The 15,136-nt window shown below is 46.0% G+C and carries 15 protein-coding genes; 3 read left to right on the top strand and 12 right to left on the bottom strand.

Going from position 1 to position 15,136, the window contains the following annotated elements:
- Nucleotides 1–12: 12 nt before the first annotated feature.
- Entirely contained in the window at nucleotides 13–1,227 is a 1,215-nt protein-coding gene (locus tag BR63_RS09120) for a hypothetical protein (RefSeq protein ID WP_034422205.1), read from the bottom strand.
- A 305-nt stretch (nucleotides 1,228–1,532) separates the two neighbouring features.
- Between BR63_RS09120 and BR63_RS09115 the strand changes: the two genes are divergently transcribed.
- Together BR63_RS09115 and BR63_RS09110 are read left to right on the top strand one after the other, a co-directional pair.
- Entirely contained in the window at nucleotides 1,533–2,513 is a 981-nt protein-coding gene (locus BR63_RS09115; protein ID WP_034422203.1) for an MBL fold metallo-hydrolase, read from the top strand.
- 88 nt (nucleotides 2,514–2,601) lie between these two features.
- Complete coding sequence (locus BR63_RS09110; RefSeq protein ID WP_034422202.1) at nucleotides 2,602–3,396, top strand: transposase; 795 nt, start codon at nucleotides 2,602–2,604, stop codon at nucleotides 3,394–3,396.
- A 39-nt stretch (nucleotides 3,397–3,435) separates the two neighbouring features.
- Here the strand turns inward: BR63_RS09110 and BR63_RS09105 are convergent, their stop codons facing one another.
- The 5 genes from BR63_RS09105 to dnaK all read right to left on the bottom strand — a co-directional run bounded on the left by BR63_RS09105 (nucleotide 3,436) and on the right by dnaK (nucleotide 10,160).
- Nucleotides 3,436–4,056, bottom strand: coding sequence for a DUF1847 domain-containing protein (locus tag BR63_RS09105; protein ID WP_034422200.1), 621 nt, complete (start codon nucleotides 4,054–4,056; stop codon nucleotides 3,436–3,438).
- Between the two features lie 226 nt (nucleotides 4,057–4,282).
- Nucleotides 4,283–6,880 carry an ATP-dependent chaperone ClpB gene (gene clpB, locus BR63_RS09100; protein ID WP_034422199.1) on the bottom strand — a complete coding sequence of 866 codons (2,598 nt, stop codon included), beginning with the start codon at nucleotides 6,878–6,880 and terminating at the stop codon, nucleotides 4,283–4,285.
- A gap of 27 nt (nucleotides 6,881–6,907) precedes the next feature.
- Nucleotides 6,908–7,207, bottom strand: a complete 300-nt coding sequence (locus BR63_RS09095) for a chaperone modulator CbpM (protein ID WP_051965729.1) — start codon at nucleotides 7,205–7,207, stop codon at nucleotides 6,908–6,910.
- 4 nt (nucleotides 7,208–7,211) lie between these two features.
- Complete coding sequence (locus tag BR63_RS09090; RefSeq protein ID WP_034422197.1) at nucleotides 7,212–8,207, bottom strand: DnaJ C-terminal domain-containing protein; 996 nt, start codon at nucleotides 8,205–8,207, stop codon at nucleotides 7,212–7,214.
- Nucleotides 8,208–8,282: 75 nt separating this feature from the next.
- A complete protein-coding gene (gene dnaK, locus BR63_RS09085; protein WP_034422195.1) occupies nucleotides 8,283–10,160 on the bottom strand; it encodes a molecular chaperone DnaK in 1,878 nt (625 codons plus the stop codon).
- A 302-nt stretch (nucleotides 10,161–10,462) separates the two neighbouring features.
- On the opposite strand from dnaK, the gene BR63_RS09080 reads away from it, so the two are divergent.
- On the top strand, nucleotides 10,463–10,606 hold the full coding sequence (locus BR63_RS09080; protein ID WP_153802077.1) for a hypothetical protein: 144 nt from the start codon (nucleotides 10,463–10,465) through the stop codon (nucleotides 10,604–10,606).
- A 25-nt stretch (nucleotides 10,607–10,631) separates the two neighbouring features.
- On the opposite strand, the gene BR63_RS09075 is transcribed toward BR63_RS09080, so the two are convergent.
- The 6 genes from BR63_RS09075 to BR63_RS09050 all read right to left on the bottom strand — a co-directional run bounded on the left by BR63_RS09075 (nucleotide 10,632) and on the right by BR63_RS09050 (nucleotide 15,002).
- Nucleotides 10,632–11,228 (bottom strand): class I SAM-dependent methyltransferase, encoded by a 597-nt coding sequence (locus BR63_RS09075; RefSeq protein ID WP_034422194.1) that lies wholly within the window; start codon nucleotides 11,226–11,228, stop codon nucleotides 10,632–10,634.
- Complete coding sequence (locus tag BR63_RS09070; protein WP_034422192.1) at nucleotides 11,206–11,763, bottom strand: ECF transporter S component; 558 nt, start codon at nucleotides 11,761–11,763, stop codon at nucleotides 11,206–11,208. Before BR63_RS09070 ends, BR63_RS09075 begins: the two co-directional genes overlap by 23 nt.
- A gap of 161 nt (nucleotides 11,764–11,924) precedes the next feature.
- On the bottom strand, nucleotides 11,925–12,377 hold the full coding sequence (locus BR63_RS09065; RefSeq protein WP_034422190.1) for a Fur family transcriptional regulator: 453 nt from the start codon (nucleotides 12,375–12,377) through the stop codon (nucleotides 11,925–11,927).
- Nucleotides 12,378–12,499: 122 nt separating this feature from the next.
- Entirely contained in the window at nucleotides 12,500–13,324 is an 825-nt protein-coding gene (locus BR63_RS09060; RefSeq protein WP_034422188.1) for a metal ABC transporter permease, read from the bottom strand.
- Nucleotides 13,325–13,326: 2 nt separating this feature from the next.
- A complete protein-coding gene (locus BR63_RS09055) occupies nucleotides 13,327–13,980 on the bottom strand; it encodes a metal ABC transporter ATP-binding protein (protein ID WP_051965726.1) in 654 nt (217 codons plus the stop codon).
- Nucleotides 13,977–15,002 carry a metal ABC transporter substrate-binding protein gene (locus tag BR63_RS09050; protein ID WP_034422187.1) on the bottom strand — a complete coding sequence of 342 codons (1,026 nt, stop codon included), beginning with the start codon at nucleotides 15,000–15,002 and terminating at the stop codon, nucleotides 13,977–13,979. Before BR63_RS09050 ends, BR63_RS09055 begins: the two co-directional genes overlap by 4 nt.
- Nucleotides 15,003–15,136 lie beyond the last annotated feature (134 nt).

The following is a 15,136-nucleotide window of genomic DNA, read 5'->3' as shown; positions in this document are numbered from 1 at the left end:
TTTGAAGAGGGGTCAACTATTCACTATTTCTTCGGCGTTAGCAAGTATTGAGGGAATTTCTTCCGCGTCTGAATTATCGTCTAACTGATTCAACTCCGTAGTGGCAGAGTTAAGGAAATCATAAATGCTCACTTTCTTAAAAATGTCCAGGTGATAAAAGACTTCAAAGTCTTTGGTTTTTTTCTCACAGACGGCAATATTTAAATCAGTTAAATTTAATTCAAGGGGAATTCCATTGTCGTCCACTTCCTCAAATTGTCTTTTAATAGGCAGGGCCTTAAAGATGTGGACAAACTGGTCATCATTTAACAGGCGTATGACGCTATAGGTATCTTTACCGCTAATGATTTTAAGTTCAATAGACTGGGTACTAAAACTGCGTTTGCCGGAGACGAAAACATCCCCTTTGTATTTCTTGCCGATATAGGCATTTTTAAAGGTGTTGTAGGAGACGGTCACCTCTCCCAGTCTTTTGCTTTTAATGGAAGGATTCTTGCCGACTGAGGTTTTCCCCACAAGGGAGCCTTCAATTACTTCCCTTAAAGTTATGTAATAGACCGTTTTCCTGCGCAAAATCGTGATATACACCTGAATGGGCTGGCGGAATAGTTCTAAATCTTTAATTAGCATATCGGCCGAATTTATTATCTTCTCGTATTCCTTTCCCAAATCTACGGCCAGCAAATAGTCAAATTCTAAAAAGGTAACCGTTTCCCATACTTTATACTTTTCCAGAAGTTCCTCCAGGAGGGGAAGTATCTGCTGGACCTTTTCATTGATTATTTCTTCGTATTTAGGTTCCAGGTTGATTAACACCTGGCTCTTTTCTTTTATCTTATAAATCCTGCTGGTGATATTCATTTCACAGTAATTGATATCGTTCTTGAAAGTAGTGTACTGTTCCCAGACCTTTTCTGTTTCTTTGATTTTGTTACGAATAGTTTCAATTTGCTGTGAGTACTCAGCAAGACTGTTTTGCAGCGTACTGATGTTGGGATGAGCATTCAGCATATTTTGTAAATCCATTAAGGTTGACTTAAGGCTGTTGAGTTCTGCGCTCAGAGACTGGCGGAGTTCGATGGGAAGTTTGCCGGTTTCGCTATAAGTAAGATAGCCTTTTTTCTGAATCTTTTTTAGATCGAGCAAAAGGGACTTTCTGGTCAGATAAAAACTGGAGATAATTGAGCCGCTAATTAAGGCTATGATAAAAAGTACTATGTTTAACATTTACTCCACTACTGCACCACCTTTCTTTCTAACTACTGCTTGTCTTTTTTCCTTATTCGCTGTCAGGGGGTAATAAACCTGCGACAATATGCGAATTTGTCGAAAAAAAAGGATAAAAATTCCCAACCCGATGAATGAAGTGCCTGCCCTGGGCTTTATCATAATAACCTTGGCACCAAGGAACAATGACACGGCCCGTACCTGAAGAGGATACGGGCTTTTCTTTGGTCTCTTTAAAGGAAACAACGCCTTAGATGTTGAATAACTAAAAATGTCTTATTAAATGATGTAAGGAGTGCCTGTAGATGATTCAAGAGATTTCTCGCCAACTTTATAAGCTGGATATACCCTTGCCTAACAATCCTTTAAAAGCTCTCAACTGCTATATCTTCAAGGGACCCGAACGCAACCTCATCATTGATACCGGTTTCGCCAGGGAAGAATGTAGAACTGCCCTGGATGAAGGCTTAAAGGAGTTAGGTATAGATCTACATAAAACCGATTTGTTTATCACCCATATGCATGCTGACCACTCGGGTAATATCTCTTACCTGGTTACACCCGATACCCGCATCTATGCCAGCAAAGCCGATGCTGTTATAATCAATGCGGGTCGTGAAAGCAGCCACTGGGAGGAGATGCGGGTCTATGCGGGAAAGAGTGGTTTTGTCCCCATGGAACTGAAGGGGGCCATTGAGAAACACCCCGGCTATAGATTCGGTACGGAAGGAAATCATGAGATCACCTATATGGCTGAGGGAGACCGGCTTCGGGTAGGGGACTACAATCTTGAGATTGTGGAAACGTCCGGACATACAGAGGGTCACCTCTGCCTCTATGAACCGGAAAAGAAGATACTTTTTTCCGGTGACCATATCCTCTATGACATTACCCCTAACATCGCCCTCTGGTCAGATGAGGAGAACCCCCTGGAAGAGTATTTCATGAGCCTGGATAAAATAGATAAGCTGGAGATAAACCTCACCTTGCCCGGCCACCGCAGCCTGATTACCAGCCCCCGGGAGCGTATTGCCGAACTAAAATCCCACCATCAGAAAAGGCTGGATGAAGTACTGGAAATCCTGAAAGCCGGGACCATGAACGCTTACCAGGTAGCGGCCCGCATGACCTGGGATCTGACCTACAAAACCTGGGAGGAGTTCCCCACACCCCAGAAGTGGTTTGCCACAGGTGAGGCCATTGCCCACATTAAGTACCTGGTGGAAAAGGGGCAGGTTATCCAGGCGGAAAAGGATGGGATAATAGTATATTCTTTAGCGAGGTAGAGAGTGTCGAAGGGACGGTTCCATTGACATTTGGACATTTGTGACATTTGGGTAATAAACTGGTAAACTTTGCATGGGAGGTGTTAAAATGCCAAGATATGCAAGAATGTGGAGCGACAGTCGGATTTACCATGTAATGCTGAGGGGAAATAACAGAGAGAACATATTTATTGATGATGCTGACAAGAATAGAATTATAGATACGCTCCGTGATAAAAAAGCAGAAGGGGAATATTACCTGTTTGCATATTGTGTAATGGATAATCATATTCACCTTGTCATAAAGGAAGGCACAGATAGCTTACCACGTAGTATAAAAAGAATTGCAGCAAGCTACGCCTATTATTTTAACAAGAAATACAGGCGTATCGGGCATGTATTTCAGGATAGATACAGAAGCGAGAATATAGAAGATGACAGATACTTATTGGCAGTAATAAGATATGTACACCAAAACCCTTTAAAAGCAGGAATAGGCTCCATTGAAAAATACAAATGGAGTAGTTATAAAGAATATGTAAATAGAAAAAGTGGCATGGTCGAAACTGATGGGATATTAGAAATGTTTTCAGAAGATAAGGAAAAAGCCATAAAAGAATTTGCAAGGTTTAGCCATGACACTGCAGTGGAAGTTTTTATTGATATAGGGGAAGAAAAAGAAATAGATGAGACCAATGTTAATGAATATATTAACAAGTTCTTAAAGGAAAAGGGTGTGGAGTTAAAAGGATTAAGTCAAGTAACAAACAGAAAGATAAGAGAAGAATTAATACAATTGCTGCTAGCAAAGTCGAACCTCTCCAGAAGAGGAATTGCAGCAATATTGGAATTAAACAGGGAAATGGTAAGAAGGGCTTCAGTGTCAAGAGAACCGTCCCCTTGACACCTCCCCTTGACACCTCCCTTGACACCTTGGTCTACTTCAAAGAAACAGCTTATTCTTAAAATAGCCGTCAGCACAGTAGAGGGCTCCTGCGGGGTTATGGGCTAAAACCCGGTCTTTGGCCACTAACACCGTGGTGGGGGCTTCTGCGTATTTAAAGAAAAGGCTGTCATGGCCCACACAGAGTCCTACTACAATATTGAAATCTACTCCGGCCTGATTGAGGAGTTTAGCCTGGCTGATGGGATTACACATGGCTTCAAACTGGCCGGGGCGTACTTTATCTTGTTCGGGAATGCCCAGGAAGGACTTTGGCGTCCCGCCGTTCTTGCACACTACGGAGACAACATCAAAACCGTGGGAACGCAAGATTTTTGCCAGCATACGGGCTTCCTGCTTTAAACCAATGCAAAAGGCAATACCCAGCTTGTGATACCCCATTTCTTTACAGAAATAGATGATTTCCTGTACCCGCGTCCACTGGCAATAGCCCTTGCTTTCCGTGAGGGCGGCCTGACGGGCGAAAAGTAATATTTCATCACGATATTCTTTTCGTATTTCTTCTTGCAAAGTTGTCAGACGACCGGGACAGTTTTTGGGTAACTGGTCTGTTCGCCCTTCCCGGCAGCTGAGTTTTTCACATTCTGCACAGGTAAACACTGTTTTTCATCTCCCTAACAATAGATCTCTACGTAAATAAGTTTCTTCATTTTTGGGATAATACCTTTTTATTTCGAAGGAATTGCAGAAAGCTATTGCTCTTTTTGCACACAAAAAATAGAGAAAGCCTCGTGACAGGCTTTCTCTGTTCTTGTGTCTATCATGATTTCAGGAAAGAAATGTTTGTAAGGCCGCAAAGCGGGAGTCGAGCCGCATAGCGTCATTTTTACTTTACTGTCAACTGCAGTTCACCGTTTTTTGCCTCAAGGCTGATAGTAGAGCCTGGTGAAGCTTCCCCTTTTACCAGCAACCGGCTCAGGGGCGTTTCCACCTCCTGCTGGATCAGCCTTTTTAAGGGACGGGCCCCGAAGCTGGGGTCATAACCCTTGTTGGCCAGGTATACCAGGGCTTCCTGGGACCAGGTCAGGGTAAGACGGGCCGTTTCTTTCAGGCGTTTGGCCAAACGCTCCAGCATTAAGGTAGTAATTTCCTGCATGTGTTTGGGTTCCAGGGCGTGGAAGACCACCGTCTCATCTACCCTGTTGAGGAATTCTGGACGGAAGTAGCGTTGCATTAAATTCATGACGGCATTCTTCATCCTGTCATAATCATGAATGCCCTGGCGCTGGAATTCCAGGATTTCCTGGCTGCCGATGTTGGAGGTCATGATGATGACAGTGTTTTTGAAGTTTACGGTACGGCCTTTACCATCGGTAAGACGTCCGTCGTCCAGGATCTGCAGCATGACATTAAAGACGTCGTTGTGGGCTTTTTCAATTTCATCGAAAAGAATGACGGAATAAGGACGGCGTCGGACGGCTTCTGTTAACTGGCCACCTTCATCGTAGCCCACATAACCGGGAGGGGCACCAATGAGACGGGCTACCGTGTGTTTCTCCATGTATTCGGACATGTCGATGCGGATCATGTTCCTTTCATCATCAAAGAGGGCTTGAGCCAGGGCCCGGGCTAATTCTGTTTTACCTACCCCTGTGGGCCCCAGGAAGATAAAACTGCCGATAGGCTTATTTGGGTCCTTAATGCCGGCCCGGGCCCTTAAGACCGCATCAGCCACGGCACGTACGGCCTGATCCTGGCCGATCACCCGCTGGTGGAGAAACTCATCTAAGTGGATAAGCTTTTCTTTTTCACCTTCCATGAGTTTATTTAGGGGGATTCCTGTCCAACGGCTGACAACGCGGGCAATATCCTCTTCATCCACTTCTTCTTTTAGGAGCATGTTGTTCTTTTGCTTGTTGGCCAGCAGTTCTTCTTCCGCTTTTAGTCTTCTTTCCAGGTCATTCATCCTGCCGTATCTTAGTTCGGCCATGCGGTTTAAGTCATATTCCCGTTCAGCTTTCTCGATTTCCAGGCGGGTTTCTTCTATTTCTTTTTTCAGCTGGCGTAACCGGGCAATGGCCTGTTTTTCCACCTGCCACTGGGTACGCATCACATCGGCTTCTGCTTTTAATTCAGCCAGTTGTTCCTGGATTTTCTGCAGCCGCTCCTGGGAAACTGCATCTTTTTCTTTTTTCAAAGCAGCTTCTTCAATTTCCAGCTGCATAATACGGCGGGTGATTTCATCTAAAGCCGTAGGCATGCTGTCAATCTCTGTCCGCAGACGGGCGGCCGCTTCATCCATGAGGTCGATGGCTTTATCGGGCAGGAAGCGGTCAGTAATATACCGGTCAGAGAGTGTGGCTGCTGCCACCAGGGCGCTGTCCTGGATACGTACCCCGTGATGGACCTCGTACCGTTCTTTTAAGCCCCGCAGGATGGAAATGGTGTCTTCCACGGAGGGGGGATTAACCATAACGGGCTGGAAGCGCCGTTCCAGGGCGGCATCTTTCTCCACATGCTTACGGTATTCGTCCAGAGTCGTGGCACCAATGGCCCGCAGTTCACCCCTGGCCAGCATGGGTTTCAACAGGTTGCCGGCATCCATGGCCCCCTCGGCCGCTCCTGCCCCTACTACAGTGTGGAGTTCGTCGATAAAAAGAATGATCCGTCCTTCAGACTTTTGCACTTCTTTTAAGACTGCTTTCAGTCTTTCCTCAAATTCACCGCGGTATTTGGCGCCGGCTATAAGAGCCCCCATATCCAGGGCAATAACTAATTTATTTTTCAGCCCTTCGGGGACGTCACCGGCCACGATTCTCCGGGCTAATCCTTCCACGATGGCAGTTTTACCCACGCCCGGTTCACCAATGAGGACAGGATTGTTTTTGGTGCGGCGTGAGAGAATTTCAATGACCCGGCGGATCTCGTCATCACGGCCGATAACGGGGTCCAGTTTACCTTCCCGGGCCAATTTGGTCAAATCACGGCCGTATTTTTCCAGGGCTTCATAGGTTTCTTCGGGGTTTTCGCTGGTTACCTGCTGGTTACCTCTGATAGCCTGTAAAGAAGCCAGTAAAGTTTCCCTTCTCAAACCTGTCTGGCGGAAAAGATTCCGGACTTCGCTTTCTCCTTCTTCCAGGAGGGCCAGGAGCAGGTGTTCCACACTGACATACTGATCTTTCATGTCCCGGGCTTCTTTTTCAGCCCTGGGGAATACCCTGGCCAAACCGCTGCCCAGCCGTAAAGACCCCTCGTAGCCATGGACAGCAGGGGTACGGGCTAATAAATCTTCCAGGAGTCTCTGCAGGGTAGCCACATTAACGCCGGCATACTCCAGGAAACGGGGGACCAGGCCTCCCTCTTGGGCCAACAGGGCCGCCAGCAAATGTTTACCGGTAACCTCCTGGTGATGCCGTGCGGCAGCCAGATCCTGGGCAGAAGAAATGGCTTCCCTTGATTTTTGGGTATAACGGTTTAAATCCATAGCGCTTACCCCCTTAAAGCGGGGTATTCACCTCCTTCGTAACAGGTCTAATTCTTGCTCAAGTTCTTCGATACGTTCTAAGAGATCAAGGATGACGGAGGCACCAGGCAAATTGATGCCCAGGGACTGGCGGAGACGTATAATCTTCTGAATCCTGGGGAGCTGGTCTGCCCGCAGCCGGTTGTCCTGGATCTCGATAATCCCAAATTCTGCTAAACGTTCTAAGAAGCCAGGGTGGTACCCGGAACTTTCCATATCTATCCAAAAAGCTTCTTCCTGGGGGTAAAGGGTGTGGTGATACAATTGTACGTAATATTTACGCACCATAGTTTCACACCCCTTTCCTTAATTCCGCTAGTTTTTTGTATAAATCAAGTTCTGCCTCACTCAAAAAAGCCGGGAGATCAATGACTACTTCCACATAATGGTCCCCTCGTCCCCCGCCCTTTAATGGCCAGCCTTTACCGCGCAGGCGCAGCTTTTTTCCGCTGTGGGTCTGGGGAGGAATGGTGAGGATGATATCCCCGTCCAGGGTGGCAGTGGTTACTTTGTCACCCAGGGCAGCCTGCTCGGGGGTAATGATGACTTTAGACTCGATGTCGTTTCCTTTCAGGGTAAAGAGGGGATGGGGCTGGATATTGACTTTGAGATAAAGGTCACCCCGCTGGCCACCTCCTAAACCTTCGCCTCCCTGATTCCTGAGGCGGATCTTGCTTCCGTTCTGGATACCTGGGGGGATCTTTACTTCCAGGGTCTTTCTCACCGTTGTGTTTCCTGTGCCGCCGCAATAGGCACAAATACCCCTGTCCAGGTGCCCGCTGCCCTGACAGACGGCACAAATTTCCCTGGAGGTCAGTTGAATGGTTTTTTCACCGCCCCGGTAAGATTCTTCCAGGGTAAGCTGAAGTTCGCTTTCTATATCCTGGCCGCGCATCTGGGGCTCCCAGCGAAAGCCGCCTCCGGTGCGGTTAGCCCTAGCTCTGCCAAAGAGGGTCTCAAAGAAGTCGCTGAAACCTGTTGCACCCAGATCCCCATCGTTCCAGGTGTAAAAGTGGAAACCATCCATATCAGGCGGCGGTTGCCATTCCTGGCCATGTTGCCAGTTGGCGCCCAGACGGTCATACTTGGCCCGTTTTTCGGGATCACTGAGAACCTCATAAGCTTCGTTAATTTCTTTGAATTTTTCTTCGGCGGCTTCTTTCTCGCTCCCTGTTTTCAGGTCGGGGTGATACTGGCGGGCTAATTTACGGTAGGCGCTTTTAATCTCCTGTTCCGTGGCCGTACGTTCCACGCCCAGGATTTTATAATAGTCTTTATATGTCGTCATTTATTGTTCTCACCACCTTATGACTTAAGGCTGCCGGATAGACCGGCAACCTTAAGTTGAGTTAATGGGGAAGGGTTATTTCTCGTGATACTCGGCATCGATTACATCGTCTGGTCCGGAACCTTTAGTATTACTGGAGTAATTTCCTGACTGCGGATTATTGCCTGCATGAGCGAAGGCTGCGGCAGCCTGCTGGAGGTCGCTGGTCAGGGAGCGGATACGCTCAATATTAGCATTATCTTTTAAGGCTGTTTTCAAGTCATTGACAAGCTGCTCAAGGCGGGCCTTTTCATGGACGGGTAACTGAGTGCCTTGTTCTTTTAGTTTCCGTTCTACCTGATAGATGATACTGTCAGCTTCATTGCGAATTTCTACTTCTTGGCGGCGTCTTTTATCTTCAGCCGCATTGGCTTCAGCTTCTCTGACCATTCGCTCAATTTCTGCCTTATCCAGGGTAGATGAACCGGTGATGGTAACGGTTTGTTCTTTTCCTGTGCCTTTATCTTTAGCGCTTACTTTCAAAATCCCGTTGGCGTCGATGTCAAAGGTCACTTCAATCTGAGGTACGCCGCGAGGCGCCGGGGCGATTCCTTCCAGCTTAAACTGGCCTAAAGTACGGTTGTCTTTGGCCATTTCCCGTTCACCTTGCAGGACATGGATATCTACGGCAGGTTGATTGTCTTCGGCGGTGGTGAAAATCTGGCTGCGGCGCACAGGGATCGTGGTATTCCGTTCAATGAGTTTTGCCATCACACCACCCAGGGTTTCCACACCCAGGGAGAGGGGGGTAACATCCAGGAGGAGGACGTCTTTCACTTCACCGGTTAACACACCTGACTGGATGGCGGCACCAACGGCCACGACTTCATCGGGGTTTACTCCCTGATGGGGTTCCCGTCCTCCCGTCAGTTCCCGTACCAGCCGCTGTACTGCAGGAATCCGTGTAGAACCTCCTACCAGGATAACCTGGTCAATATCTTTAGCTGTCAGTTTGGCGTCAGCCAGGGCAGCCAGTACGGGGCCGCGGGTACGTTCCACCAGGTGATGGGTAAGGTCGTCGAATTTCGCCCGGGTAAGTTTCATATCCAGGTGTTTGGGACCAGTGGCGTCGGCTGTAATAAAGGGCAGGCTGATTTGAGTTTCCGTGATGCTGGAAAGCTCTATTTTTGCCTTTTCCGCCGCTTCCGTCAGGCGCTGCAGGGCCTGCCTGTCTTTTCTCAGGTCGATGCCGTAGTCTTTCTTGAATTCTTCGGCCAGCCAATCCACGATGACTTTGTCAAAGTTGTCACCGCCCAGGTGGGTGTCACCATTGGTGGCTTTTACCTCAAAGACGCCATCGCCTACTTCCAGGATGGATACGTCAAAAGTACCGCCGCCCAGGTCATAAACTAGGATTGTTTCATTCTTTTTCTTGTCTAGCCCGTATGCCAGGGCGGCAGCCGTAGGTTCGTTAATAATACGCAGGACATTGAGGCCGGCAATTTTGCCCGCGTCCTTGGTCGCCTGCCGCTGGGCGTCATTAAAATATGCCGGTACGGTAATGACGGCATCGGTGATTTTTTCTCCCAGGTATTTGGAAGCATCATCAACCAGCTTCTTTAAAACCATGGCGGAAATTTCTTCAGGGGCATAGAGTTTACCGCCGATATCGAAACGTACGGTATCATTGGGACCGGGCACTACCTTGTAAGGGACAAGGTTCCTTTCTTCGGCAACCTCCGAATAGCGGCGTCCAATGAACCTCTTCACAGAGTAAAGGGTTTTGTCGGGATTTAACGCGGCCTGTCTTTTAGCCACCTGACCGACCAGTCTTTCTCCGTTATCTTTAAAAGCTACTACCGAGGGTGTTGTCCTATTACCCTCCGCATTCACAATTACTGTAGGTTTCCCACCTTCTAAAACAGCAACAACTGAGTTCGTCGTACCCAAGTCGATACCAACTGCTTTTCCCATAAATAAACCTCCCTCATAACATATATTAATAATTATTACTAAATTGACCAAACTTGACCTTAATTTTATTATCGTATTTTTGATATTTTTGAGCAAAGGTCAGATTAGGTCAGGATACAACCAGAAGGGTTATTTTCTCAAATCTACTTAAATTACGTTGTATTATCTCACTCAATTATTATTTTTTGTCATCATTTAACATTTTTAACCAAGACCTTTTCCGGGGAAATTTTAAAAGCCAGTGTGGGCATTAAAAAAACTATCTGCCTGGTCATAGAAGCATCCGTTCCGTTAAGATGGCTGTGGAGGAATACCTAAAAGAGCCGGAGTTAAGGGATTTACACAAGGTAGAACTAGAAATGGCCAGGTGTTTTGACAGTCAAGATTACCAGGAAGGCTACAGGGCTTTCTTAGAAAAACGCAAGCCCAGGTTTCAGGGCAAATAAAAGTGGCCGGTGAAATACCGACCACTCATTTTTTACCTAAAACAAAATACAGATATTCATTATCCTTTTTATCTATTACTTTGAAGCCTACTTCTGTGAGAAGAGCCTCCAGGTCTTCGGCAGGAGGTAAGCCATGGGAAATCAAGCTCCGGCCAAGTTCCTTGTGCCTCTGATTGATTGTCTCCCGGCTTTCCGAGTGGCAGATTAAAAGGAGACCGCCATCTTTTAAATACCTATTCATAGACTGAAGGGTTTCCCAGGGATTGATAAAATGAGGGAAAACCGAGTAACACACAATTGCGTCAAAACTTTGGGGAGGAAAAGAGGCATCGGTAACGTCGCCTGCAATAAATTGGATGTTGGGGTGTGGAAATTTGGCTTTGGCTTTTTCTATCATTTTTTCGGCCACATCAATAGCGGTTATCCGTCCTGTTTCGCCAACCAACTTCAGGAGAAAAGGCAGTAAGATTCCCGTGCCTGTTCCCACATCCAGTACGGAAGCGCCGGGGATTAAACAAAGTTTGCCTAAGAGGTATTGGATTCTTTCAGGGTTATGGTTCACAATATTGTCCCATTGGTCTGCTTTATTATTGAAGAAACTACGATTGAGTTCTACTGTCATTAATATTCTCCTTGCCCATAATGAAATTAGCCTTTTCCAATAGTCTTACCATAATGGGGATGATGACTAACTGAATGATAATACCGGGGACTGCTGTGACAAAGGCAGCCGTCAGGAAAACTTTAAGTTTGAAAGCCTTGGCTAGGAATTGTGTTAAGAGGAGATAGTTCACAGCTCCTGCCACAAATCTTCCTGCGAGCATACCCGTTAAAAGAGTAGGGAACAGGGATATGTTTCGTTTGTGGTACAGGTAAGAAATGACAAGACCATAAGTGCCTAACTCAAACATCATCTGCACAGCCCCGGGAAAGAGGGGAGGCATGGAGGTTAAAACGCTGCTGGCGATAGGGGTTACCATTCCCACTAAAAGAGCATAGAGGGGAGAGAGGACAAAGCCGCCTAAAAGAACGGGTATGTGCATGGGCAGGAAGACCGGGCCTCCCATACCGAAAGTATGAAAGGCCATGGGCAGGACAAGACCCAGAGCAATTAAAAGACCTGCGGTGATCGTTTGTTTGGCATGGTTGTTGTTCACAGTTGATAACCTCTCTTTCGTAAAAATATAAATACCCATAAAAGAGCTAGGCTTCACGCCTAAACCTTCATGGGTATTTTCTCCAGGGTAAATTGTCGACTTTTCCTGTACATAAGCCTTCGTGGCTTATCATTTCGTTTAAATTATATTCGCTTTCTTTACTAATTATCCTGCTCAACTCCGGAATTTTTTCTGCATTCCTTACAGTAACCGTATATTTCGATGCGGTGTTCCGTGGGTAAAAAATCTGTAGATTCCCGCAGTGTCTTTTCTAACTCTCCCAGGGGGCAGTAAGGTAAGCGTTCTGTCTTATGGCATGACTTACAGATCATATGATGAAGGTGAGATTCCGGTCCCCGCAGCTTAAATTTTGCCCCGTCGGCGAAATTCAGCTTTTCGATGAGCCGGCTCTCTACTAAAATTTCCAGATTTCTGTAGACCGTAGAGAAATTTATCTTTGGGTTTCGGCTTCGTACCTGATCATAGATTTCGGCAGCATTGAGAAATTTATCTTCAGAACTGCAAAAAACAGAAATGATGATTTTACGGGCAGGTGTGAGTTTGAAGCCTTTATCTTTAATTGTATCGTAAATAAATTCTATTTTCGCAGGCATCTTTTAACTCCTGATCTTGATGTGATGCTCTTATTCTAACAAATACTGACCAAAATTAAAATCCGGTATGAACTAGTGCACTTTGTACCGCGGCACAAGTGCAACTTGGCTTCTACCTTCGCCTACAGCTTGATACAAGCCAAGTTTTCTTTGCACTTCTTGCCTAAAAGGACAAGAAGAAGAATTATGACCGAAGTGACCACAATGGTACCGCCGGGAGCCAAATCAAGATAAAAAGAGGCGATTAAGCCAACTAATACAGAGGTAATACCAAAAAGATTGGCCCATATCAAGGTAACCTTAAAACCTTTGCCAAGCAGGATACTGGTAGCCGTAGGAACAACCATGAGTGAAGAGATAAGCAGGGCTCCCACGATTCTTAAACCCAGAGCAATAATGGCCGCTGCCAGGATGATAATAAGATAGTTGAAGAAGTTAACCGGGATTCCGGCCAGGCGGGCTCCTTCTTCGTCAAAGGTCAGATAGAATAATTCCCGGTAATACCGTGTAACTAAGCCTAGAGCGATAAGGGCCAGGATACCTATAAAAATAACTTCTTCATTTGTTACGGACACAATACTGCCGAAAAGAAGGCTGGCCAGGGTTGAATCGGAAGCGCGTACTATTCCCATCAGGATAACGGCAGTCCCTAAACCTCCCGCCGTAATGATAGCGAGAGAGACTTCTCCATAATATTTAAAATAGCGCCGCAGTTTCTCCAGGAGTATAGATATCAGGATAGACATAACCAAGGCAAAAGGGATAGGACTAATACCCCAGAGTATGCCGAATAATACTCCGGATAAAGAGACGTGGGACAGGGTTTCCCCTACCATGGAAAGACGGCGGAGAACCAGAAAAAGGCCCATGGTAGGACATAGGATGCCCACTATAAGACCGACAATTAAGGCTTTCTGCATAAAGACATATTGTAAAATTTCCAGCACGGCTACACCACTTTCAAATCTTCTTTAGCAACTTCTTTTCCCTTGCCTTTGGAAATGTAGAGGAAACGGGAGGCATGGTCCAAAACCGGGGAAACGTCATGGGTGACCATGACGATGGTGAGGCCTTCTTTGTTAAGCTTAACGAGTAAAGATAAGAAGTCCTCTTGGGCTTCCGCATCCAATCCCGTAGTAGGTTCATCAAGGAAGAGGATTTGTGGGTGATTGATCAAGGAACGGGCAATGAGCATCCTTTGAAACTGGCCGCCGGAAAGGGAACTCACCAGGGTATCCCTTTTTTCCAGCAAACCAACTTTTTCTAAAACAGAATGGACTAAGCTACTCGCTGTTTTTCCTTTGACAGCAACCTGCAGTTTCACTACTTCCTCTACTGTTGCGGGAAAACCGGGATTGAGGGCCGAAGATTTTTGAGGAATATAATTTACAACTGCCTTAGTTTCGGTGTTAATTTCCACAGAACCTTTCAGTGGTTTTAATAAGCCCAGCATGAGCTTTAGGAGCGTAGTTTTAGCGGCCCCGTTGGGACCTAAAATTACTAGAAATTCTCCCCGATAAACCGTAAGGTTGATATTTTCCAGGACATAAGGTCCTCCTGGATAGGCAAAGGAGACGTGACTTAAGGAAATAACCGGTTTCATGGCTGGTACTCCAGAGCGATTTTGAGGTTTTCCAGATTCTCCCGCATGATGCTGAAGTAATCTTTACCTGCCTGAAGGTCTTTCTCCGTGAGTCCACCGATAGGATTTAAGACCAGGGTTTGTGCTTTGGTTTCCCGGGCGATGGTTTCAGAGATTTTAGGGCTCACCAGGGTTTCAAAAAAGATATATTTGATACCGTGTTCCTTCAACGTATTAATAATCTCTTTCATTTTTCCCGGTGTAGGTTCAGCATCAGCATTTAAACCCATGACCGGGATTTGTTTTAGACCATAATCTCGCGCCAAGTAACCGAAGGACTCATGAGATACCACAATCTCTTTTCTCTTACACTTTGATAATGTCTCTTGATATTCTCGGTCCAGTTTGCTTAACTCCTCTTTAAAAGCCTGGTAATTCTTTTCGTAGTAATCCTTATTTGCCGCGTCTACTTGGTTCAGAGCCTGTAAAATTTTTTCCCCCTGTTTAAGGGCATTACCGGGGCTTAACCAGGTATGAGGGTCAATACCGTCATGTTCATGGTCTTCATAGGCGTCTTTTTTTTCATCTTTTTTATCTTTTTCATCATGATGTTCTTTCTTATGTTCCTCTTCATGTTCATATTTATGTTCAAGGTTACTCTTGATTAAGTCCAGGCCGGCGCTGGTTTCTACCAGGATTAAAGGAGTCCCTTTGACGGCTTCTTTGAGTTTTTCTATGTAGTGTTCCATGCCGGCGCCGTTGTAAATAAAAAGTTTGGCTTTAGTTAATTCCGCCAGTAATTTGGTAGAGGGTTCAAAGGAATGGGGTTGGGCTCCCGCCGGAACTATATTTATGACCTTAACTTTATCACCGCCGATTCTTTTGGTGAAATCATACATGGGATAAAAGCTGGTATATACTGTCAACTTAGCTGGGGGATCAGGGTCTCTGTTTACAGTGGCAGCCGGTTTTTGGCTGCAGGCCGTTGAAGTGAAAACAAAAATGAGGGACAAAAAAAGTGACAGAATAGAGCGAGCTTTCATAAATTACCTCCAAATGCAAATCATTAGCATTTGCATTTATTATAAACCCATGGCATCCTTAAAAGCAAGGGCTTAAGTGTTAATAACTGGAAGTAGTAATATTCTTATTTTTTTTTAATTGTTGTTGGTGAGAA

Origin of the sequence: Thermanaerosceptrum fracticalcis (assembly GCF_000746025.2) — a bacterium.
Classification (GTDB): domain Bacteria; phylum Bacillota; class Peptococcia; order DRI-13; family DRI-13; genus Thermanaerosceptrum; species Thermanaerosceptrum fracticalcis.
Note: the sequence above shows the minus strand (reverse complement) of the source record. Positions and strands in the feature narration are given on the sequence as shown.

Bases quoted from the DNA above. Each gene is read 5' to 3' on its own strand.
- BR63_RS09075 (WP_034422194.1), bottom strand. From the start codon at position 11,228: ATGACAGTAGAACTCAATCGTAGTTTCTTCAATAATAAAGCAGACCAA.
- BR63_RS09065 (WP_034422190.1), bottom strand. From the start codon at position 12,377: ATGCCTGCGAAAATAGAATTTATTTACGATACAATTAAAGATAAAGGC.
- clpB (WP_034422199.1), bottom strand. From the start codon at position 6,880: ATGGATTTAAACCGTTATACCCAAAAATCAAGGGAAGCCATTTCTTCT.
- BR63_RS09090 (WP_034422197.1), bottom strand. From the start codon at position 8,207: ATGACGACATATAAAGACTATTATAAAATCCTGGGCGTGGAACGTACG.
- BR63_RS09110 (WP_034422202.1), top strand. From the start codon at position 2,602: ATGCCAAGATATGCAAGAATGTGGAGCGACAGTCGGATTTACCATGTA.
- BR63_RS09115 (WP_034422203.1), top strand. From the start codon at position 1,533: ATGATTCAAGAGATTTCTCGCCAACTTTATAAGCTGGATATACCCTTG.
- BR63_RS09120 (WP_034422205.1), bottom strand. From the start codon at position 1,227: ATGTTAAACATAGTACTTTTTATCATAGCCTTAATTAGCGGCTCAATT.
- BR63_RS09055 (WP_051965726.1), bottom strand. From the start codon at position 13,980: ATGAAACCGGTTATTTCCTTAAGTCACGTCTCCTTTGCCTATCCAGGA.
- BR63_RS09050 (WP_034422187.1), bottom strand. From the start codon at position 15,002: ATGAAAGCTCGCTCTATTCTGTCACTTTTTTTGTCCCTCATTTTTGTT.
- dnaK (WP_034422195.1), bottom strand. From the start codon at position 10,160: ATGGGAAAAGCAGTTGGTATCGACTTGGGTACGACGAACTCAGTTGTT.
- BR63_RS09095 (WP_051965729.1), bottom strand. From the start codon at position 7,207: ATGGTGCGTAAATATTACGTACAATTGTATCACCACACCCTTTACCCC.